The organism is Lewinella sp. JB7, assembly GCF_024297185.1.
Lineage (GTDB): Bacteria > Bacteroidota > Bacteroidia > Chitinophagales > Saprospiraceae > Neolewinella.
The window spans coordinates 36071-57526 of the sequence record NZ_JANCTD010000005.1 but is presented as its reverse complement, the minus strand read 5'-3'; the positions used below and the strand labels follow the sequence as shown (position 1 = coordinate 57526).

At 60.6% G+C, this 21456-nt stretch carries 18 protein-coding genes and 1 pseudogene; 18 read left to right on the top strand and 1 reads right to left on the bottom strand.

What is annotated here, in order from left to right; translation table 11 throughout:
• Positions 1-97 precede the first annotated feature (97 nt).
• Positions 98-1609 (bottom strand): F0F1 ATP synthase subunit beta, encoded by a 1512-nt coding sequence (gene atpD, locus NMA52_RS10285; RefSeq protein WP_254827583.1) that lies wholly within the window; start codon positions 1607-1609, stop codon positions 98-100.
• Between the two features lie 165 nt (positions 1610-1774).
• On the opposite strand from atpD, the gene NMA52_RS10280 reads away from it, so the two are divergent.
• From NMA52_RS10280 to NMA52_RS10205, 18 genes and pseudogenes are all read left to right on the top strand, one after another.
• Entirely contained in the window at positions 1775-2341 is a 567-nt protein-coding gene (locus tag NMA52_RS10280) for an HD domain-containing protein (RefSeq protein ID WP_254827582.1), read from the top strand.
• A gap of 48 nt (positions 2342-2389) precedes the next feature.
• On the top strand, positions 2390-2866 hold the full coding sequence (locus NMA52_RS10275; RefSeq protein ID WP_254827581.1) for a DUF6428 family protein: 477 nt from the start codon (positions 2390-2392) through the stop codon (positions 2864-2866).
• Positions 2867-2876: 10 nt separating this feature from the next.
• Positions 2877-3209, top strand: a complete 333-nt coding sequence (locus NMA52_RS10270; protein WP_254827580.1) for a metalloregulator ArsR/SmtB family transcription factor — start codon at positions 2877-2879, stop codon at positions 3207-3209.
• 46 nt (positions 3210-3255) lie between these two features.
• Positions 3256-3663: a hypothetical protein gene (locus NMA52_RS10265; RefSeq protein ID WP_254827579.1), complete on the top strand. Its 408-nt coding sequence runs from the start codon at positions 3256-3258 to the stop codon at positions 3661-3663.
• A 70-nt stretch (positions 3664-3733) separates the two neighbouring features.
• A pseudogene (locus NMA52_RS19160) lies at positions 3734-5923 on the top strand (efflux RND transporter permease subunit); the annotation flags it as partial.
• A gap of 126 nt (positions 5924-6049) precedes the next feature.
• Positions 6050-7426, top strand: coding sequence for an efflux RND transporter permease subunit (locus NMA52_RS19155; RefSeq protein WP_371930962.1), 1377 nt, complete (start codon positions 6050-6052; stop codon positions 7424-7426).
• Positions 7427-7449: 23 nt separating this feature from the next.
• Complete coding sequence (locus NMA52_RS10255; RefSeq protein WP_254827577.1) at positions 7450-8754, top strand: TolC family protein; 1305 nt, start codon at positions 7450-7452, stop codon at positions 8752-8754.
• Between the two features lie 10 nt (positions 8755-8764).
• The gene (locus NMA52_RS10250; RefSeq protein ID WP_254827576.1) at positions 8765-10555 is read left to right on the top strand and encodes an efflux RND transporter periplasmic adaptor subunit; all 1791 of its coding nucleotides are present in this window, start codon (positions 8765-8767) and stop codon (positions 10553-10555) included.
• Between the two features lie 11 nt (positions 10556-10566).
• Positions 10567-11139, top strand: a complete 573-nt coding sequence (locus NMA52_RS10245) for a helix-turn-helix transcriptional regulator (protein WP_254827575.1) — start codon at positions 10567-10569, stop codon at positions 11137-11139.
• An 81-nt stretch (positions 11140-11220) separates the two neighbouring features.
• Entirely contained in the window at positions 11221-11772 is a 552-nt protein-coding gene (locus NMA52_RS10240) for a DUF3347 domain-containing protein (protein ID WP_254827574.1), read from the top strand.
• Between the two features lie 74 nt (positions 11773-11846).
• A complete protein-coding gene (locus NMA52_RS10235) occupies positions 11847-12299 on the top strand; it encodes a DUF305 domain-containing protein (RefSeq protein WP_254827573.1) in 453 nt (150 codons plus the stop codon).
• A gap of 17 nt (positions 12300-12316) precedes the next feature.
• Positions 12317-12646, top strand: a complete 330-nt coding sequence (locus NMA52_RS10230) for a four-helix bundle copper-binding protein (RefSeq protein ID WP_254827572.1) — start codon at positions 12317-12319, stop codon at positions 12644-12646.
• 73 nt (positions 12647-12719) lie between these two features.
• Positions 12720-15416 carry a multicopper oxidase domain-containing protein gene (locus NMA52_RS10225; protein WP_254827571.1) on the top strand — a complete coding sequence of 899 codons (2697 nt, stop codon included), beginning with the start codon at positions 12720-12722 and terminating at the stop codon, positions 15414-15416.
• A 13-nt stretch (positions 15417-15429) separates the two neighbouring features.
• Positions 15430-15990 (top strand): DUF2231 domain-containing protein, encoded by a 561-nt coding sequence (locus NMA52_RS10220; RefSeq protein WP_254827570.1) that lies wholly within the window; start codon positions 15430-15432, stop codon positions 15988-15990.
• Between the two features lie 7 nt (positions 15991-15997).
• Complete coding sequence (locus NMA52_RS18825; protein ID WP_256534240.1) at positions 15998-16129, top strand: hypothetical protein; 132 nt, start codon at positions 15998-16000, stop codon at positions 16127-16129.
• A 74-nt stretch (positions 16130-16203) separates the two neighbouring features.
• Positions 16204-16800: a DUF2911 domain-containing protein gene (locus NMA52_RS10215; RefSeq protein ID WP_254827569.1), complete on the top strand. Its 597-nt coding sequence runs from the start codon at positions 16204-16206 to the stop codon at positions 16798-16800.
• Positions 16801-17090: 290 nt separating this feature from the next.
• On the top strand, positions 17091-19103 hold the full coding sequence (locus NMA52_RS10210; RefSeq protein WP_371930961.1) for a heavy metal translocating P-type ATPase: 2013 nt from the start codon (positions 17091-17093) through the stop codon (positions 19101-19103).
• Positions 19104-19190: 87 nt separating this feature from the next.
• A complete protein-coding gene (locus NMA52_RS10205; protein ID WP_254827567.1) occupies positions 19191-21425 on the top strand; it encodes a heavy metal translocating P-type ATPase in 2235 nt (744 codons plus the stop codon).
• Positions 21426-21456: the final 31 nt, after the last annotated feature.

The window sequence follows — 21456 nt, the reverse complement described above, 5'->3', positions numbered from 1 at the left end:
AGTCGGTTAGTCAATTAGGCTGTCAGTTGTTTAGCTCTTTAGTGCTTCGGTTGGTGCTGATGCACTAAAGAACTAAACGACCAGATAACTAAATCGCCTATACCTGGGCGAGTTGCTTTTCTCCCTTCGCGATGGCGTCCTCGATGGTACCGACCAGGTTGAAGGCATCTTCGGGGTACTTGTCCACTTCGCCGTCGATGATCATATTGAAGCCCTTGATGGTGTCCTTGATGTCGACAAATACGCCCTTGAGGCCGGTGAATTGCTCAGCAACGTGGAAGGGCTGGCTGAGGAAGCGCTGAACCCGACGTGCGCGGCTGACGACCAGCTTATCCTCTTCGCTGAGTTCGTCCAGGCCGAGGATGGCGATGATGTCCAGCAGTTCGTTGTAGCGGGCCAGAATGTTGATCACGCGCTGGGCGGTGTTGTAGTGCTCGTCGCCGATGATGGCGGGATCGAGGATCCGGCTGGTGCTGTCGAGGGGGTCCACGGCGGGGTAGATGCCCTGGGAGGCGATCTTACGGTTGAGTACCGTAGTGGCGTCAAGGTGAGCGAAGGTCGTGGCGGGGGCGGGGTCCGTAAGGTCATCCGCGGGGACGTACACGGCCTGTACCGAGGTGATCGATCCACGCTTGGTGGAGGTGATCCGCTCCTGCATCAGACCCATCTCGGTGGCGAGGGTGGGCTGGTAACCTACGGCGGAGGGCATCCGGCCCAGCAGGGCGGATACTTCCGATCCGGCCTGGGTAAAGCGGAAGATGTTGTCGACGAAGAAGAGGATATCACGGCCGCCGGTGGGGTCGCTCAGGTCGCCGTCGCGGTAGTACTCCGCGATGGTGAGTCCCGAGAGGGCTACACGGGCACGGGCTCCGGGAGGCTCGTTCATCTGGCCGAATACGAAGGTGGCTTTCGACTGCTCGAGTTCCTTCATGTCCACTTTGCTGAGGTCCCAGCCGCCTTCCTCCATGTCGTGCATGAAGTCCTTGCCGTAGCGGATGATGCCGGCTTCGAGCATTTCGCGGAGCAGGTCATTGCCCTCCCGGGTACGCTCTCCTACCCCGGCGAATACGGATATACCGTCGTAGCCCTTGGCGATGTTGTTGATCAGTTCCTGGATGAGTACGGTTTTGCCTACTCCGGCACCCCCGAAGAGGCCGATCTTGCCACCCTTGGTGTAGGGCTCGATCAGGTCGATGACCTTGATTCCGGTGAAGAGGGGTTCGCGGTCCGTGGCCAGATTCTCGAACATCGGCGCCTCGGCGTGGATGGGCCGTGCGTTCGCTCCCTTAGGAACGGCGGGCATACCGTCGATCGGCTCGCCTACTACGTTAAAGAGTCGTCCCTTGATCGCCTCGCCAACGGGCATGGCGATGGGAATGCCGGTGTCCACTACGTCGAGGCCGCGCTGAAGTCCGTCGGTCGCATCCATGGCGATGGTGCGTACGGAATCTTCTCCAAGGTGCTGTTGCACTTCGAGGACCAGCGTCTCACCGTTGGACCGTTGGATCTCGAGCGCGTTAAGGATGGCGGGCAGCGAACTGCCTTCGGCGGCGAAGGAGACGTCTACTACGGGTCCGATTACCTGCTTGACTTTACCGATGTTGGCCATTTATCTGAGCTTCTTAGTAGTGGAAGGGGGTTACAATTGAGGCGCAAAAGTACGAAAGGTTTTTTAATGGCACAGCTATTCCGTACGGATTCAATCGAAGGGCAAGCAGCTTAGTGAACTTTCGGAGGGATATTTACCTACATTGGAACCCCCAACCCCTCCCCCATGGGCCACCGCAGGACCATTCTCTACCGTGCCGGACGCTTCGTGACCCAACTGCTCATCCAACAGCTGCCCCCCGATCGCGTCTTCCATAATCTCCACCACACCATCAACGTGATGCAGGGCGCCCTCAAGATCGGCCGGGCCGAGGGACTCAGCGAGGAGGAGCTCGAAATCGTTATGCTCGCCGCCTGGTTCCACGACACCGGCCACGTCAAGACTTACACCGGTCACGAACGGGTGAGCATGGACATCGCCCGCGAGTGGCTGAGCGCCGAACACTATCCGGAAGAACGGATCGACGCCGTGCTGCGGTGCATCGAAGTCACCACCATGCCCCAGCGCCCCACGAATACCATCGAAGCCGTCATGTGCGACGCCGATCTGTACCACTTGTCCTTCAATACCTACGACCACTACCAGGAAATGCTCCGGGAAGAGTGGCGCCTGGAACTGGGCATCGAGGTCTCCGACGAGGACTGGAATCGCCAGAATGACGCCTTCCTTAAGAGCCATAGCTACTTTACCAAGTACGGACAGGACGTACTCGAATGCCGCAAAAGCATCTGAGCTTGCACATTAATAGCAATATTGCTATATTTGCATAAACTTCAAGCTATGCTCCTCTCCGAATTACTGGACGTCCTTGATCGGACCGACCAAATAACCATCGCCCTTCCCGACGGCGAGCTCGTGCCCCGCCACTTCCACGTGACCGAGGTCGGGGAAGTGACCCGCCGCTTCATCGACTGCGGAGGCACCCTGCGGCAGGATCGGGTCATTAATCTTCAGCTCTGGAGCGCGAACGATTACGATCACCGCCTGGCTCCCGACAAACTGGTCCACATCCTCCGCCTCGCGCAGCGGCAGCTGGGACTCGGCGACCTGGAAATCGAGGTCGAATACCAGGGGGCGGACACCATTCAGAAATTCGGCCTGACGGGCGCGGACGGTCGGCTCGTACTCACCAATACCGCCACCGACTGCCTGGCGAAAGACAACTGCGGCATTCCCGCGGCCGTTCCCGTATCCCTGAAAAATTTCGTAGCCAAGTCGGGTGCCGGCTCCTGCGCCCCCGGCTCGGGCTGCTGCTAAATTTCATCCCGTGGGCATCACCAAAACCGAGATCCATACGCCGGCGCAGAATGATCTGGCCACGCGCTTTAAGGTCCTCGGCCATCCGGCGCGCATCGCCATTCTGGAGAAATTGCTTGAGACCGATTGCTGCATCTGCCGTGACCTATCCGCCGAAATCGACCTCGCGCAGCCAACCGTTTCCCGTCACCTCGCCGAACTCCGGGAAGCCGGACTGATCGTCGGCACTACCGAGGGAACCAGCGTGAAATACTGCATCAACCGGACCGGCTGGCTGGAAACCCGGGCACTAATCGATGCTTTTTTTGCCCGCTTACCGCAGTGCGATACCGACGGTTGTTGAACCACGGACACATTACGAACGTATACACAGACGTTACCCACTCGTAGTGATCCATATTCTCCCGCTCTTCCTGGCTCTTCTGATGCTCGTCGGCTCCGTCGGCGTGACGGTCAATCGTCATTTCTGCATGGGAGAACTCCAGTCGGTGGCCCTCTTTTCGGCCGCGGATGCGTGTCACGAGGAAGCTACTCCCAGTTGTCCCCTGCACGCTCAGCCGACGAAAAACAACTGCTGCAACGACGAGCACGAGCTGGTTACCTGGGACAATGACCGCCAACTGGTCGACGCGCCGGCACTGCCCGCACTGAACTGGGCCGTTCCCCTTCCCCCGCCGTCCGCTCTTCCCGCGTTTGCGCTGCACCTGCGCACCCGCCCCAACACGACCTTCCAGCACTACCGGCCGCCTCCGATACTCATCGACGCGCCGCGCCAGTTCCAGGTGTTCCGCATATAAACATCGCCGCTTTGTCCGACTTGCCTTCCGCCCCCGCGGAGGGCTCCTCTCGTTGTGATAATGTTCTGGCATGTTACCCTCTATTATTCGTTTTTTTCTGGAAAATAAGCTGGTCGTCTGGCTGCTCCTGTTGGCCTTCGTGGGCTGGGGACTGGCTACCGCACCCTTCAACTTCCATCTCGATTTTCTGCCGCGCGACCCCGTTGCCGTAGACGCCATTCCCGACATCGGGGAGAACCAGCAGATCGTCTTTACCCGCTGGCCGGGGCAGTCGCCCCAGGACGTGGAAAACCAGGTCACCTACCCCCTCACCTCCGCCCTGCTCGGCATCCCGGGGGTGCGCAGCGTGCGCTCCAACTCCATGTTCGGCATTTCGAGCATCTACCTGATCTTCGAGGAGGAAGTTGAATTTTACTGGTCACGTAGCCGTATCCTGGAAAAGCTCAACAGCCTCCCCGCCGGCGTGTTGCCCGACAACGTCGTGCCTACCCTGGGGCCCGACGCTACCGCCCTCGGTCAGGTATACTGGTACACGCTGGAGGGCCGCGATCCGGCAACCAGCGAACCGGTGGGCGGCTGGGACCTCGACGAGCTGCGGTCCGTCCAGGACTTTTACGTCCGCTACGGCCTCAGCGCGGCCGGGGGCGTGAGTGAGGTAGCCAGCATCGGTGGTTTCGTAAAGGAATACCAGGTGGACGTCGACCCGGAACGGATGCGGGTATACGGCATCACCCTCGACCAGGTTATGCAGTCCGTGCGCGGCAGCAACCTCGACGTCGGCGCGGCCACTCTGGAGATCAACCTGGCGGAATATTTCGTGCGCGGCCTGGGCTACCTGCAGAATCTGGAGGACCTCGAAAGTAGTGTCGTCGCCGAGGTGAATAACGTTCCAATCCGCCTGAGCGACATCGCCCGGGTGAACGTCGGGCCGGCCGAACGGCGCGGACTACTCGATAAGTCGGGTGCCGAAGCCGTCGGTGGCGTCGTCGTTGCCCGCTACGGAGCCAACCCCCTCGAAGTCATCGACAACGTCAAGAGCAAGATCGCGGAACTGGCGCCCGGGCTGCCCCGGCGGGAGCTGGAGGACGGGACCGTCAGCCAGGTCACCATCGTTCCCTTTTACGACCGCAGCGGACTGATCCGGGAAACCATCGGCACGCTCGAAGAGGCCCTGACGCTGGAAATTCTCATCACGGCCATCGTGGTGATCCTACTGCTCTTCAACCTGAAATCCTCCCTCCTCGTGGCCGGCACCCTGCCCGTCGCCGTGCTGATGTGCTTCATTGCCATGCGCTACTTCGGGGTGGACGCCAACATCGTGGCCCTGTCCGGCATCGCCATCGCCATCGGCACCATGGTGGATATGGGCATCGTACTGACCGAAAGCATGGTGTACCGCCTCAACAACGCCCCGCCCGGCGAAAGTCGCCTGGAGAGCATTTACGAGGCCACGGTCGAGGTCGCCTCGGCGGTCATCACGGCGGTGGCGACAACCATCATCAGCTTCCTGCCCGTCTTCACGATGGAGGCGGCCGAAGGAAAACTCTTTCGCCCGCTGGCCTTCACGAAGACCTTCGCCCTGATCGCGGCGATCTTCGTCTCCATTGCCTTTATTCCGGCGCTGGCGGACCTTATTTTCGGGCTGGATCGCCACGGAAAACGCCGGAAGCTGCTGTCCAATACCCTGCTCATCCTTGCCGGCGTCGCCGCTTGGATATTTGTGGCGTGGTGGCTGGGCGTTATCGCTATTCTGGCGGGACTACTCGGCATCGTGACCGCCGTCCTCGAACCGGGGGGCGGGGACGCGGGAGCCACGCTAGACCGGAGGAAGCCATGGATTCCGGCCATCGTCAACGTCCTGATCGCCCTGACACTGGCCTGGCTACTGGCCGGCTACTGGTTGCCCCTCGGCGTGGAGCGATCGCAGGCGTACAACTTCCTGTTCGTCGTGGTCGTAGCCGGGGGCCTGCTCGGCTTTTTCTGGTTGGTGATCTACTCCTACGCTTCCATTTTACGCTTCCTGCTACGGGTCAAGCTTCTGTTCCTGATCCTGGTCGGCCTGATCGTCGTGGCCGGCATCGGCGTGTACCGCGACATCGGCCAGGAATTCATGCCCGCCCTGGGCGAGGGCGCTTTCCTGCTGATGCCGACCGCCATGCCCCACGCCGGCGTCGCGGAGAACCTTAAAAATTTGCAGACGCTCGACATGGCCGTGACGACCATCCCCGAAGTGGAATCGGTGGTCGGTAAGGCCGGGCGGGTCAACAGCCCCCTCGATCCGGCGCCGCTGAGCATGTATGAGAACATGATCCAGTACAAAAGCGAGTACGCCACCGACGAGAACGGGCGGCGGCTGCGCTTCCGGGTCGACGACGAGGGCAACTGGGTGAGACGCGACGGCGAGCTGATCCCCGACCCGAACGGACAGTACTTCCGGCAGTGGCGCGACCACATCCGCAGTCCGGACGATATATGGAACGAGATCATCGCCGCCGTCAACCTACCCGGCGTAACCTCCGCTCCGAAGTTGCAGCCCATCGAAACCCGCCTGGTCATGCTGCAGACCGGTATGCGGGCCCCCATGGGGATCAAGGTTCGCGGGACCGACTTGCGGCAGATTGAGGCTTTCGGCCTGGAACTGGAACGCGAACTGCGGGAAGTGGAGGGTGTAAAGGACGCGGCCGTATATGCCGACCGGATCGTGGGTAAGCCCTACCTCCTGCTCGACATTAAGCGTGATGCCATTGCCCGTTACGGCCTATCGGTGACCGACGTGCAACGGCAGATCCAGGCAACGGTGGGCGGGATGATGATGACGACGACGGTGGAGGGACGGGAACGCTACGCCGTCCGCCTGCGCTACCCCCGGGAGCTGCGGGATAATCCCGAGTCGATCGCCCGCATCCTGGTCCCGGCCGGGAACGGCCGTCAGATCCCCCTCGGCGATCTCATCGACATCCGCTACGAACAGGGACCCCAGATGATCAAGAGCGAGGACGGCTTTCTGGTCGGCTACGTCCTCTTCGACAAACTGGAAGGCTACTCCGAGGTGGAGGTGGTTGAAAACGCCACGGCCTACCTGAACGGACTTACGGAGGCGGGCCGACTCGACATTCCTGCCGGTATCAGTTATCGTTTCGCCGGCAACTACGAGCAGCAGCTCCGGGCCGACGCCCGCCTGAAATTGGTGCTGCCGATCGCGCTCGCCCTCATTTTCCTGATCCTGTACTTCCAGTTCCGCTCGGTGCTCGTGGCGCTGATGGTCTTCAGCGGAGTATTCGTGGCCTTCTCCGGTGGTTTCCTGCTGCTCGGGGGCTACGCGAACCCTGATTTCCTTGACGTCAGTTTCTTCGGCACCAATTTGCGCGACCTCTTTCAGATGCGCACCATCAACCTGAGCGTAGCGGTCTGGGTAGGCTTCCTGGCCCTCTTCGGCATCGCGACCGACGACGGGGTGCTCGTCGCCACCTTCCTCCGCGACAGCTTCGAACGCAATGAACCCACCACCGTGAAGGAAGTGCGGGATGCCGTAGTCGAGGGCGGCCTGCGCCGGGTGCGCCCGGCCATGATGACTACCGCCACGACCATCCTGGCCCTGCTGCCCGTGCTGACGGCGACCGGTCGCGGGGCCGATATTATGCTCCCCATGGCCATCCCCAGTTTCGGGGGTATGCTCTTCCAAGTAGTTACCATGTTCACCGTGCCCGTGCTGTGGTCGATGCGTGCGGAGTGGCGGGTGAAACGAAAATTAAAGCGGTCGTGAAGGAGTACAATTTAAAATTCGAAATGGGTAATCTACAATCTACGGCTCTGCTCGCTGCGCTCGTCCAGTACATTACGGCCTCCGGCCGCGCCGGCACGATGCGGCCTCCGGCCGCGCTGGTCCGGAGCCTTACGCTCATTCTAATAGTAGTGGGTAGTGCGGTTTCGGCCCAGTCGCTCGACAGCCTCCGCGCCCTCCTCCGGGAGACCAATCCCGAACTGATCGCGCTGGGCTACGACTACCGCGCGGCACTGCAAGCGAGTCCGCAACTTCGCCAGCTTCCCGACCTCGAGATCGGGGGCGGGGTATCCATTCTGCCGGTCGAAACGCGGCTCGGACCCCAGCGCGCCCGGGTGATGGTGACCCAAATGCTCCCCTGGCCGGGAACGCTGGCGGCGATGGCCGAACTGGCCGATGCCCGTGCCCGCCCCGTACTCGAACAGGCCGCGGCCATGCAGTTGGACCTTCTGTACCGCCTGGAGAGCACCTACTACGGGATCGTGGCCGCCGAACGCAAGATCATCGCGCTGGATACCAGTTTGCAACTGTACGACGGACTGCGCACGATCGCCCTCAGCCGGGTGGAGAACGCCCGGGCTAGCTCGGTAGACGTCTACCGCGTTCAGCTACGCACCAACATGACCCAACGCCAGATCGAACAGCTGCGGGCCGAACAAGCCCTGCTGTGGTCGGACATCGAAGAGCTGGTGAATCAGGAACTGCCGCGAATCGTAGTGTTCCCGACCGACTCCCCCGATCGGATCATTCCCCCGGAACCCCGGTTCGACGATCACCCGCTCGTACGCATCTTCGCCCAGCAGGAATTCATATCCCGGCGTACGATTGCCCTGAGCTACATGGAGGCCCGCCCCGACCTGGCCGTAGGCGTCGATTACATCGCCACCGGCCGCCGCACCGATATGGATCTTGAAGGGAACGGCCGCGACGCAATCCTCCCCCGCATTATGCTGCGCATCCCGTTGTCCGGCGGAAAGTACCGGGCGCAGCGGGAACAGGAAAATCTGCGCATCCAGGCCATCGGTGCCCGCCGCGCATCTACCCTCACCCGACTTACTACGGAAGTGGAGAAGGTAGCCATAACCCGACAGGATGCCGCCGATCGCCTGCGGTACCTGAACCAACAGCGGGAAACCCTTTCCGCCGCCCTGACCATCGCGCGGGTGGAGTACGCTAATTCCCGCCGCTCCTTCGACGAACTGCTGCAGCTGCAAAACGAATACGTCGACCTCCTGCTGGAGTCCTTCGAAGCCCAGCGCACCCTCTTCACCCAGGCCGCCCTGATCGACCGCTACCTGCCCCGGCGTTAAACCTTCCATCATGAAATTACCCACGCTCCTTTCCATTTCCTTCGCGCTGCTGGTCGGACTGCTGGCCGGATACCTGCTCTTCGGCGGCGCTGAATCCGTAGTTACCGAGCCCCACGATCACGCCATGGACGACGGTATATCCGCCGGCGACGGCACCATCTGGACCTGCTCCATGCACCCCCAGATCCAGCGCGACGAGCCCGGGGACTGCCCCATCTGCGGTATGGACCTTATTCCCCTTGAAGCCGGCACCGGTACCGATCCCACCGTGCTTACCATGACAGAAGCCGCCGTGGCTATGGCCCGGGTGCGCACCGTCGTCGTGGACGGTGATGAGATGGCCACCGATGATACCGCCGCTCCCCGGCCCACCCGCCAACTTACGGGCCGACTTGCCCTGGACGAGCAGTCTACCCAAGTACAGGCCATCAATTATCCCGGTCGGTTGGAGCAGTTGCGCATTACCTATCCCGGCGAACGGGTGAGCGCCGGTCAGCGTATCGGCACTATTTATTCCCCCGAATTGGTCGTCGCCCAGGAAGAGCTGCTGGAGGCGCGCCGCCTGGAATCACTCTCTCCCGAGCTCCTCATAGCCGCCCGCAACAAACTGCGCAACCTCAAGATTTCCGACGAGCAGATCGCGCAGATCGAAAGCTCCGGGGAGGTGATCACCAACTTTCCCGTCTACGCCGAACGCAGCGGCACGGTGCTTGACATCCGGGCACGGGTGGGCGACTACGTGTCCGCCGGTGCAACCCTGTACACCCTCACCGATCTCGGTCAGCTCTGGGCCCTCTTCGACGCCTACGAGCGAGACTTGGCGGCTATCAGGGTCGGCGACCGCGTCAACTTTACCGTAGCCTCCCTGCCCGATCAGGAATTTTCGGCGCGGGTCACCTTCGTCGATCCGCTTATCGATCCCTCGACCCGCACGGCTTCCATCCGGGCCGAGGTCAACAACCGCCGGGGGCAACTCAAACCCGAGATGTTCATCACCGGCAGCTTCCGGACCGCCGCTCCGACCAGTAAGGGAGAAGACGTGCCGCTGTACGTGCCCCGCACCGCCGTGCTGTGGACGGGCGACCGCTCCGTCGTATACCTGGAACTCCCCGATACTGAAGTGCCAACCTACCAGTTCCGGGAGGTCCAACTGGGTCAGGCGTCCGGTTCGGGGTACCGCGTGCTGTCGGGTCTGACGGCCGGCGACCGGGTGGTCACTCAGGGTGCCTTCCAGATCGACGCCTCCGCCCAGCTCAATAATCAGGCGAGCATGATGAACCGCGATGTCGTCATCGCCGGGCGGGAACCGGAGAACGTAACCGCCGTAGCCCTGCCGGACTACCGGGAAGACACGCCCGCGGCGTTCCGGGATCAGCTAACTAACGTAGTGGCCGCTTACCTCCCCCTCAAGGATCGCATGGTGGCTAGCGAACCGGCCGACGATGAACTGCTACAGCCGCTGCGCGCGGCCCTGACCGGCGTCGACATGACCCTGGTCAAGGATGACGCCCATCTGTACTGGATGGAACAACTCAAAGCGCTGAACGCCCACGCGGGCGGGCTCGCGGGAGCAACCGACATCGGGGAACAGCGCAAGCAATTTGGCTTCCTCTCCCAGGCACTGATCAATACCCTCACGGCATTCGGGGCGGCCGATACCCTCTACGTGCAACACTGCCCCATGGCCTTCGATAATGCCGGTGCCAACTGGCTGAGCGAGGACGTCGCCATTCGTAATCCCTTTTTCGGTGACGCCATGCTTACCTGCGGCTCCACCACCGATACCCTGAGCAACCTCTAAAGCGACCCACCATGCAAATCAAGCAAACCCTGTACATCGACAATATGGTCTGTAACCGCTGTAAGACCGCGGTACACCGGATCGTGGAAAATCTGGGCTGGAGGGTCGAGCGGATCGAGCTGGGACGCTTCACGGGTTGGCCACCGGAATCGCGGGACGACGTTTTGCCCGTACTGGCACAACAACTGGAAACGATCGGCTTTCGCCTGCGCGACGATGCCGGCGGGGTCATCAGCCGTATTAAGGGCCTGATCATCGACTACGTCTATAACGATGTAGCCAGTTCAGCCGCTCCCCTGTCCGAACGCATCTCCAACGATATCGGTCAGAGTTACAGCCACCTGAGCCGACTCTTTTCCAAGGAGGAGGGACGCACCATCGCCGATTTCTACCGCATTCAACGGATGGAGCGGGGCAAACAACTGCTGGTCAGTACCGACGAGCAGATATCCCTGATTGCGTACCGCCTCCACTACGGCTCCCTGGGCCGCTTTACATCCGCCTTCAAGGAATCCACGGGAATGTCCCCCTCCGCCTTCCGGGAAAGAGGGGTGCACATGCCGGTCCCCCTCGACGAACTATAGTGCATAATCCGGTAAGGATTAGCAAAATATGAGTAAGCAAGCTCCCAAATATTCCTGTTATAAAATTAAAGTAAGCAAGTGATGACGTACAATTTCAGCAAATTTCTTCCCCTGGTACTAGCCCTTTTCGTAGCCTGCAGCGGTGACACCCAGACCGAAAACGCCACCCAGACCGGCATCAGTACCCCCGAGGAAGTGAAGGAAGAGCAGGCTAGCGCGCCCGCCATCGCCGACACCGAATTCGCCGATCCGATTACCGATAAGGTATTCCAGAACTACCTCCACCTACGCACCGCCCTGGTCAACAGCGACGCCGCCGAGGCAAGCAAGGTAGCGGACGCCATGACGACCTCCCTGGTCGACGAGCGTCCCGAACTAAAGGCCATCGCCCAGCGGATCGCGGATTCCGACGATCTGGCGGAACAGCGTATCGCCTTCGCGGAACTGACCACCGCGGCCGAGGACTTCTTCGTGGATGGAATGAAATCGGGCACCTTTTACAAAATGCACTGCCCCATGGCCATGGACGGTGCCGGAGCCGATTGGTTCAGCGAGGTCAACGAAGTGCGCAACCCCTTTTACGGGGATACAATGCTGAAGTGCGGAAGCGTGACGGCGGAAATTACGCAGTAATCACGCGGTCGGAAACCGCATTTCATTTATACCCCCGACGGCTATCCCGGGGAGACTGAATCCTACTAGTTGCTATGAATCATTATCTCAAATTCGGCCTGATGATGGCCACCTCCTTCGTCATCATGTACGCGATTATGTTCCTGAACGTCGATGTTTTCGATGACGTGATGTTGAGTCCCACCCGGACGTACATGACTTTCCTCATGATCACTACGATGGCCATCGTCATGCTGATCTTTATGTGGGGAATGTACAAGAACAAGATGATGAACTACGCCATCCTCGGCGTATCGGCCCTCGTCTTCGTCCTCTGCTACGCCGGGCTACGACAGCAGACTTTCGTCAGCGACGTACAGTGGATGAAGGCCATGATTCCCCACCACTCGTCGGCCATCATGGTCAGCGAAAAAGCCCACCTCCGGGATCCGGAAGCCATTAAGTTGGCCGAAGAGATCATCGAGGCCCAGGAAAAAGAAATCGCCGAGATGCGGAAAATGATCTACCGCCTCGAGCAGCAAGAATAACCAAACCCGTTTTACGTATGAGTGCATCAATTAAATCCGAGTACCAGAGCTGTCTGCAATCCTGCCTCGACTGCCTGATCGACTGCAAGGTCTGTCTGGCGAAAATGGCCGGTAAGGAAAGCATGAACGACTGCCCTCTCTGCTGCATCCAGTGCATCGAAGTACTGGAAGCAAGCATCGGCCTGATGACCGCCGACAGCAAATTCAGCAAGGAGCAGTGCGCCCTGTGCGCCAAGGTATGCGATTACTGCGCCGAACAGTGCGACGCTCACGACCACGAGCACTGCAAGCGCTGCGCCGAAAGCTGCCGCAAGTGCGCCGAGGAGTGCCGCAAGATGGCCGCCTAATCCTCCCCCCCCCAACGGGAGCCGGAAACTTCCGGCTCCCGTTTTTCTTCTTTCCCCCCCAAGTTATTTAGCCATGAAGTGGACCCGTGCTTACTTCCTCCTGTTGTGCGTTTCACTCACCCTCTCGCTATTCGGGCAACAACCGAACGACGGAAAGGAGAGCACCTACGAAATGATTCCCGGTCAGTCGCTCAAGACCCGAACCGGCAGGGTGGTCACCTACCACCTCACCGTCGCCGACACGACGGTCAACTTCACCGGCAACCCGACCCCCGCCCTGGCGACCAACGGCTCCATCCCGGCACCTACGCTGGCCTTTACCGAGGGCGATTCGGCGCGTATCTACGTGACTAATCTCACGGGAGGTACCGTATCCTTCCACTGGCACGGCCTGTTGTTACCCAATGAATTCGACGGCGTGCCGCTGCTCAACACCGAACTCATCCAACCCGGTGCTACTTACGTCGCCGCCTTTCCCATCATCCAGCACGGCACCTACTGGTACCACTCCCACACCGAGTTTCAGGAACAGAAGGGCATGTACGGTCCCATCGTCATCCAGCCGAAAGCGGGCCCCTCGACGAAGGAGAAGGTGGTGGTTCTCTCCGACTTCACCGAACAGCGCCCCCACGAAGTGTTGCGGCAGATCAAACGGCACACCGACTGGTACGCCATCAAACGAAACGCCGTCCAGAGCTACGGCGGCGCCCTCGCTTCCGGTAATCTCGGAAAACAGTTATGGCTCGAGTGGACCCGGATGCCGAGCATGGACCTGGCCGACGTCTACTACCATGCTTTTCTCGCCAACGGTAAGGTTGCCGACCGTATGCCGAACCTCGGACCCGGCGAAAAAGTACGCCTGCGCATCATCAACGGATCGGCCTCTTCCCACTTCTGGCTGCAGTTCGCGGGCGGTAAGATGACGGTCGTTTCCGCCGACGGCCAGGAGGTCGTCCCCGTAGCCGTCGATAAACTACTCATCGCTACGGCGGAAACCTACGACATCGAAGTCACCCTCCCCGCCGACGGCAGCTACGAGTTCCGCGCCACATCGTGGGACCGCTATAAACACACGTCTCTCTGGCTCGGTCAGGGTACCGAGCACCCCGCCCCCACCCTGCCGCCGGTCGACTACTACGCCCTCACCAAGGAGATGAAAGACATGATGGCCGCCATGCCCGATATGCAGATGGGCAAGGCTCCCGCCGACATCCCCGAACCCAAAGTGTACCCCGCCGGACAAGCCCCGAGCAACGAGGACATCCAGATGGAATCCATGATGCAAATGGGGATGAAGATGGATATGGGGATGGACCACAGCAGTATGCAGGATAATAATATGCCCCCTATGGATCACGGCAAAACGGGACACGGTATGCCCGGCACGAAGCAGGATACCATGCCGAGGGAAAAAATGAACCCCGACATGCCCAGTATGGACCATAGCAAAATGGACCATTCCAAGATGGATCACGGCAACATGCGGCACGACACCACCCCCCCGCCCCCTATGGACCATAGCAAAATGGACCACTCCAAAATGGATCACGGCAACATGCGGCGCGATACCACCCCCCCGCCCGCTATGGACCATAGCAAAATGGACCACGGCACGCCCGGAACGCAGGAGCGCAGCGAGTCCCCCGGCAAAACCATTGCCGCTAGAGACGTCGATGGAAAGACGATGGACATGGGTATGCAAATGGGCGCCGACGCACCCATGGGCGTAATGATGACGGGCTACTACGAACTAAAGGAGGCCAACCCGGAGGAAACGATCTTCGATTACAATATGCTCCGGTCGGAACGGCCCACCGAACTGCACGACGATCGGCCGGTCCGTGTCGTACACCTCTACCTGGGCGGCAATATGCTTCGCTACGTCTGGATGATCAACAACCAGCCGCTTTCCCGGGCGGACAAGATCATGATCGAGCGGGGGGAGAACGTCCGCTTCGTTTTCCACAACACGACCATGATGAGCCACCCGATGCACCTGCACGGCCACTTCTTCCGCGTCGTCAATAATCAGGGTGCCCACGCCCCGCTGAAGCATACCGTAAACGTGGCACCCATGGAAACCACCATCATCGAGTTCGCGGCCACCGAGGACAAGGACTGGTTCTTTCACTGTCACCTGCTGTATCACATGATGTCGGGAATGGCCCGCATCATCGGCTACGAAGGCTCTTCGGATCTCCTGATCGCCGACCGCGTGGATTACGACAACTTTGCCATGGATGACCGGCAGTACTTCGGCATGGCCTCCGTCAGCGCGCTCAGCAACGGCGTCTGGGCCGACCTGGCCTACTTTAACCTCGATAAGGAGTTTAGCCTGGAAGGCGAAACCGACTACAACGGCAACTTCGAGGTGGAAGGGAAGGCCATGCGCTACCTCGATCCCCGGCAGTTCTTTTCCGCTTACGTCGGTGCGGAAATCGACGGCGGTAAGGAGCTGGACCCGGAAACCAATCAACTTCGCAATAAGACGGAAGGATTCGCGCTTGCCGGTATCCGCTACTTCCTGCCCATGATGATCTGGTCGGACCTCCGGGTGGATCATACGGGCGGCATCGAATTTCAGCTGGAACGGGAAGATATTCCCCTGACCACCCGCTGGCGCGCCTCGGCTATGGGACGCTACAAATTCATGGACGAAGAGCTTGAATACACCTTCGGCACCAGTTATCAGATCGGTCAGTACTGGGGCATCATGGCAAACTACGACAGCGACTACGGCCCCGGCGCCGGCATCAAACTTATCTGGTAATTACGGCATAATCATGCTCAGAACACTCACCGTCACCCTCGCTCTCTTTTTCACCCCCCTGCTCCTGCTAGCTCAGCAGCTGCAGGAATCTACGGTAGTGCACGCCGCCTTTTCGGACTTCGCCAATCTTCACCCCATTGTCGTTCACCTGCCCGTGGTACTGCTGCCGCTGGCCCTCCTTACTCAGGTAGCATCCTTCTTCGGGTGGTCCAAACCCCTCGGCTGGGTGACATTGGCGGCACTGGCGGGCGGGGTCGCGGGAGCAATCCTAGCGGTAACGCTCACCCACCCCCATACCCAAAACCTGAATCCCGCCACCCAGCAGGTGCTCGGACTCCACGATACCTACGCCGACTGGACGCTGTGGCTGAGCGTAGCGGCCCTGGTGGCCAAAGCCCTTAGTCTCTGGCTCCTTCCCGACCGCCGCTGGCTGGAGTGGATCGTCGTACTACTCCTGGCGGGCACGGCGTACGCGGTCACGATGACGGGTCACTACGGCGGCACTCTCGTGTATATCCACGGCGTAGGCGTTCAGGGCAACTTCGTCGAAGGGGATGCCGAAACCAACCACTAATCATACCATGAAAGACTGCTGCAAAACCGACGCCCCCCGGGGAAAAATCAAAAAGATCATCAACGGCGTGACGACCACGGTTATCGTTGGCCTAATTCTCGCCGCTATCTTCCTCACCCTCACCCGCTATCTCAGCTAATAATTACTCACCCCACCCCCCACCCCGTCCGACGGCTATAGCCGTCGGACCGCTGTAGTAAAATCCTCACACATATGCAAGTTTCTCACCTTACACTGCTCCTTTCTATCTTCCTCTGCTCCTGCGGCCCCGCCCAAAATGACGACACGGCAACCACCGAAGACAGTGCCCACCAACACGAAATGTCCGCCGCCGCCGAAGGACCGCAACCCAAGTCGAAGAGTCCCCACACCACAACCATGGGCAACATCGGAAATGCCCACGTGCACATCGAATATTCTTCCCCCAGCGTCCGCGGTCGTACGATTTGGGGCGGACTGGTGGCCTACGATCAGGTTTGGTCGACCGGCGCCCACAACGCCACGGCCGTTAACTTCAGTGAACCCGTTCGCGTCGGCAATATCGAACTGGAAGCCGGCACCTACGCCTTCTTCACCATCCCGGGGAGGGAAAACTGGACGGTCATCCTCAACGAGAATTACGACCAGCACCTGGCCGATGACTACGATGAATCTCTCGACCGGGTACGCGTAAACGTTACCCCCGAACGGCTCGACCAGCCCGTAGAGTCGCTCACCTACGCCGTGGAACCCGGCGCCGACGGCCACGGGGCCATCACCGTCGCCTGGGATTCCCTGAAGATCGCTCTGCACATCGCAACGATAAAATAAACAAGCCGATCATGACCCACCGCTACCCCATTACAGGTTTAGACGACAACTCCGCCGAAGAGATCCGCGCGGCCCTGGAACGCCTCGACGGTGTGCAGCGGGTACGGATCACCGGTAACCTGGCCGAGGTGACCATGTCGCGCCACATTCCTGACGAGGTGATTAAAACGGCCATCCGGTCAGCGGGCGACTACCGGCTCGAAAGACAGGCCGACGCCACCGCCGATCACCTGGCCGAACTGACCGAGCACGGGAACGAAGCCGCCATCAGCCGCGACCACCACGGGGGGATGGCGGGTATGGATCACAGTAAGATGGGTCACGCCGGTACGGCAGGATCCGGTGACGGACACGCGGGTCACCACGATCATCACCGAATGATGATCGAAGACTTCAAGCGGCGGTTCTGGGTATCGCTGGCCCTTACCCTTCCCATCCTGCTCCTGGCTCCGATGATCCAGGGGTGGCTGGGCATTTCGTGGAATTTCCCCGGTCAGCTGTATGTACTGTTCGCCCTGTCCAGCATCGTCTACTTCTTCGGCGGATGGCCCTTTCTGAAGGGACTGCTCGAGGAGCTGGGCAAGGGCGCGGCCGGCATGATGACCCTCATCGCGGTGGCGATCTCGGCCGCCTACCTGTACAGCTCCGCGGTCGTCTTTGGACTGGAGGGAAAAACCTTTTTCTGGGAGCTCGCGACCCTCATCGACGTAATGCTGCTCGGCCACTGGATCGAAATGCGGTCGGTCCTCGGAGCAAGTCGTGCGCTCGAAGCGCTGGCCGAACTGATGCCGGCGGAGGCCAATCTCGTCCACGGCGACCACATCATGAAGGTGAACGTCAGTGAACTGAAGCCTGGTAGCATCATCCTCATCAAACCCGGCGAAAAGGTGCCGGCCGATGGGGTGATCACCGAAGGCACCACCGACCTCAACGAGAGCATGCTTACCGGTGAGAGCAAACCCGTCACCAAGTCCACGGGAGCGGAGGTCATCGGCGGATCGATCAACGGCAGCGGCTCGATCCGGGTCGAAGTGAAGGGGACCGGTGAAGACACTTACCTGTCGCGGGTGGTGAACCTGGTACGCGAAGCGCAGGGACAAAAATCGCAGACCCAAAAACTGGCCGACCGGGCGGCGAAGTGGCTCACCGTCGTTGCCCTGGTCGGCGGCTTCGGCACACTGGCCGTATGGCTACTCCTGGGCAGCGAACTCGCCTTCGCCCTCGAACGGATGGTCACCGTCATGGTCATCTGTTGCCCGCACGCGCTGGGACTGGCGATCCCCCTGGTCGCCGCTATATCGACCAGTGAATCCGCCAAGCACGGCCTGCTGATCCGCAACCGGACCGCCTTCGAGAATTCCCGCAAGATCACCACCATCGTCTTCGATAAGACCGGTACCCTCACCGAGGGCTCCCACGAGGTGACGAGCATAGTGCCCCTGGATTCGGCTTACGACGAGACGGAGTTGTTGCGTTACGCCACGGCCGTGGAGAGCAGTTCTGAGCACCACATATCCAAGGGATTGCAGCGGCGCGCGCAGGAGGACGGGCTTACCATCCCCTCCAGCAGCGAATTCTCGTACGAAGCCGGGGTCGGCGTGCGGGGGGTTGTCAATGGCAAACCGGTACGGGCCGGCGGCTACCCCATGCTGGAACGGATCGGCCTCACCCCTCCCGCCGCCGAAGACGAGACGGTGGAAACGAAGATATTTATCGTGATCGACGGTACGCTGGCCGGCTATGTCACCTTCGCCGACCGCGTGCGCAAAAGTTCCGCCGGCGCCATCAAAACCCTGCAGGAGAATGGCATCAAAACGTCCCTCCTGACCGGCGACAATGAGCGCGTGGCCGCCGCCGTCGCCCGGGAACTCGGCATGGACGACTACCTGGCCGCAGTGCTGCCCGACGAGAAACAGGCGAAGATCCGGGAGCTGCAGTCGCGGGGAGAATTCGTAGCCATGACCGGTGACGGCGTCAACGATGCCCCCGCCCTCGCCCAGGCCGACGTGGGCATCGCCATCGGCTCGGGAACCGACGTAGCCGCCGAGACCGCCGACGTGGTGCTGGTCGACAGTGACCCCACCGACATCGCCAACCTCATTCTCTTCGGCAAGGCCACCCACCGCAAGATGGTCCAGAACCTCTGGTGGGCCACCGGCTACAACATTGTCGCCCTACCCCTGGCTACGGGTTTCGTGCCGGGGCTGGTGATCAGTCCGGCGATCGGTGCCGCCCTCATGAGCGCGAGTACGGTCGTGTGCGCCGTCAATGCCCAGCTTCTGAAGAACAAACTGCGTAGCTAAACGCATTTTATAGTGGGTCACAGCACAAAACAGCCACTAAAAGCAAAAAGTGGCAAGGCCGCTTTCGCCCCCGGTTGTTAATTGAGTATGAGCACGTTAACGCAAACCCGCCCCGCTACTTTCCCCGTTACCGGCATGAGCTGCGCCGGTTGTGCCTCCAGTGTCCAAAGCATCCTGAGCAAGGTGCCCGGAGTCCGGAACGCCAACGTCAATTACGCCAACGCAACGGCACTGGTCGACTTCGACCCCGACCAGATCTCCGCGCGGGAACTGCGCCAGGCCCTGCAGGCGGTCGGATACGATCTGCTTATCGACGCCGACGATCCCGAAGCCGAGCAGGAAGAAGCACAGGAAGCCTACTACCGCACGATCAAACGCCGGACCCTGTGGGCGTTCGTTTTTACGCTCCCCGTCTTCATCATCGGCATGTTCTTTATGGAATGGCAGGCTGGAAGGTGGATCTCCCTGCCGCTGGCCGCCGTCGTGCTCTTTTGGTTCGGGCGGCACTTCTACCTCGGTGCGTACCGGCAGGCGCGGCACGGTTCCGCAAATATGGATACCCTGGTCGCCCTCAGCACCGGCATCGCCTTCCTCTTCAGCGTATTCAACACGATCTACCCGGAATTCTGGCTCGCGCGTGGTCTGGCGCCCCATGTTTATTACGAAGCGGCCACCGTCATCATCGTGTTTATTTCCCTCGGTAAGCTGCTGGAGGAACGTGCCAAATCAAATACCTCCTCGGCCATTAAGAAGCTCATCGGGCTACAACCCAAAACCGTACGGGCACTCGTCGACGGAGAGGAGGTGGAGTTGCCCGTCGCCGAGGTGCAGGTCGGACAAACCCTCATCGTTCGCCCCGGCGAGAAGATACCGGTCGACGGAAGGGTCACCGAGGGCGACAGTTTTGTCGACGAGAGCATGATCACCGGAGAGCCCGTCCCCGTGCGGAAAACGGATGGCGAGGCGGTCTTCGCCGGCACCGTCAACCAACGGGGAAGTTTCCGCTTTACAGCCGAAAAGGTCGGTGGCACCACCTTGCTGGCCTCCATCATCCGTCAGGTGCGGGAGGCACAGGGCAGTCGGGCTCCGGTCCAGAAACTGGTGGACAAGATCGCCGGCATTTTCGTGCCGGTCGTGATCGGTATTGCCATCGTGACCTTCATTGCCTGGATGATCCTGGGCGGGGACGACGCATTTTCCCACGCCCTGCTGGCCTCCGTAGCCGTACTCGTTATCGCCTGCCCCTGCGCCCTGGGCCTGGCTACGCCCACCGCCATCATGGTCGGCATCGGTAAGGGGGCGGAAAATAACATCCTCATCAAGGACGCCGAGAGCCTCGAACTGGGCCACCGGGTTACTGCCGTCGTACTCGACAAGACCGGCACCATCACCCGGGGTAAACCCAGCGTTACGGCGGAATTCTGGGAGACGGGCGGGGACGCGGGAGCCATCGAATCCCTGAAAGCAGCGCTGCTCGCCGGCGAATCCCAGTCCGAGCATCCCCTGGCCAGCGCCCTCGTCGACTGGCTGCGGGAGAAAGGGATACATCCCGGGAAAGCGACTGACTTCGAGAGTTTGACCGGCCGCGGCATCCGCTTCACCTACGAGTCCGCGACTTTTTTCGCCGGCAACGAACGGCTTATGCATGAGCGAAACATCATCCTCGGCGCCAATTTGCAACAACAGGCAAACGAGCTTCGCCAACGGGCCAACACCGTCATTTTCGTGGCGCGCGACGAGCGGGCGATGGGACTGGTGGCCATCTCCGACCCCGTTAAGGACTCCTCCGCCCGCGCCATCCGGGAACTGCAGGATCGCGGCATCGACGTCTACATGCTTACCGGCGATAACGAACAAACGGCCGCCGCCGTCGCCCGCCAGGTTGGACTTACCGAGTACCGCGCCGAGGTATTGCCCGCTGACAAGGCTGCATTCGTCCGGGAACTACAAGAGGCAGATAAAGTCGTGGCCATGGTCGGAGATGGCATCAACGATTCTCACGCCCTCGCCACCGCTGACGTCAGTATCGCTATGGGCCACGGCTCCGATATCGCGATGGACGTCGCGAAGATGACCCTCATCACCTCGGATTTACGGGCCATCCCCCGCGCCCTGGAACTCTCCAGGCAGACCGTCCGCGGGATCCGCCAGAACCTCTTCTGGGCGTTTATTTACAACCTCATCGGCATCCCCATTGCCGCCGGCCTCCTCTACCCCATCAACGGCTTCCTCCTGGATCCCATGATCGCCGGAGCCGCCATGGCCTTCAGTTCCGTGTCCGTGGTTGCCAATAGCCTGAGACTAAAGTCCAAGAAGCTCTAACCCCCTCATTTAACCCTCCAATCCCCTCCCC

What these genes read in the sequence shown, in the direction of transcription:
- atpD (WP_254827583.1), bottom strand. Translation starts at nt 1,609, where the DNA reads ATGGCCAACATCGGTAAAGTCAAGCAGGTAATCGGACCCGTAGTAGAC.
- NMA52_RS10280 (WP_254827582.1), top strand. Translation starts at nt 1,775, where the DNA reads ATGGGCCACCGCAGGACCATTCTCTACCGTGCCGGACGCTTCGTGACC.
- NMA52_RS10275 (WP_254827581.1), top strand. Translation starts at nt 2,390, where the DNA reads ATGCTCCTCTCCGAATTACTGGACGTCCTTGATCGGACCGACCAAATA.
- NMA52_RS10255 (WP_254827577.1), top strand. Translation starts at nt 7,450, where the DNA reads ATGGGTAATCTACAATCTACGGCTCTGCTCGCTGCGCTCGTCCAGTAC.
- NMA52_RS10250 (WP_254827576.1), top strand. Translation starts at nt 8,765, where the DNA reads ATGAAATTACCCACGCTCCTTTCCATTTCCTTCGCGCTGCTGGTCGGA.
- NMA52_RS10245 (WP_254827575.1), top strand. Translation starts at nt 10,567, where the DNA reads ATGCAAATCAAGCAAACCCTGTACATCGACAATATGGTCTGTAACCGC.
- NMA52_RS10240 (WP_254827574.1), top strand. Translation starts at nt 11,221, where the DNA reads ATGACGTACAATTTCAGCAAATTTCTTCCCCTGGTACTAGCCCTTTTC.
- NMA52_RS10235 (WP_254827573.1), top strand. Translation starts at nt 11,847, where the DNA reads ATGAATCATTATCTCAAATTCGGCCTGATGATGGCCACCTCCTTCGTC.
- NMA52_RS10230 (WP_254827572.1), top strand. Translation starts at nt 12,317, where the DNA reads ATGAGTGCATCAATTAAATCCGAGTACCAGAGCTGTCTGCAATCCTGC.
- NMA52_RS10225 (WP_254827571.1), top strand. Translation starts at nt 12,720, where the DNA reads ATGAAGTGGACCCGTGCTTACTTCCTCCTGTTGTGCGTTTCACTCACC.
- NMA52_RS10220 (WP_254827570.1), top strand. Translation starts at nt 15,430, where the DNA reads ATGCTCAGAACACTCACCGTCACCCTCGCTCTCTTTTTCACCCCCCTG.
- NMA52_RS18825 (WP_256534240.1), top strand. Translation starts at nt 15,998, where the DNA reads ATGAAAGACTGCTGCAAAACCGACGCCCCCCGGGGAAAAATCAAAAAG.
- NMA52_RS10215 (WP_254827569.1), top strand. Translation starts at nt 16,204, where the DNA reads ATGCAAGTTTCTCACCTTACACTGCTCCTTTCTATCTTCCTCTGCTCC.
- NMA52_RS10210 (WP_371930961.1), top strand. Translation starts at nt 17,091, where the DNA reads ATGGCGGGTATGGATCACAGTAAGATGGGTCACGCCGGTACGGCAGGA.
- NMA52_RS10205 (WP_254827567.1), top strand. Translation starts at nt 19,191, where the DNA reads ATGAGCACGTTAACGCAAACCCGCCCCGCTACTTTCCCCGTTACCGGC.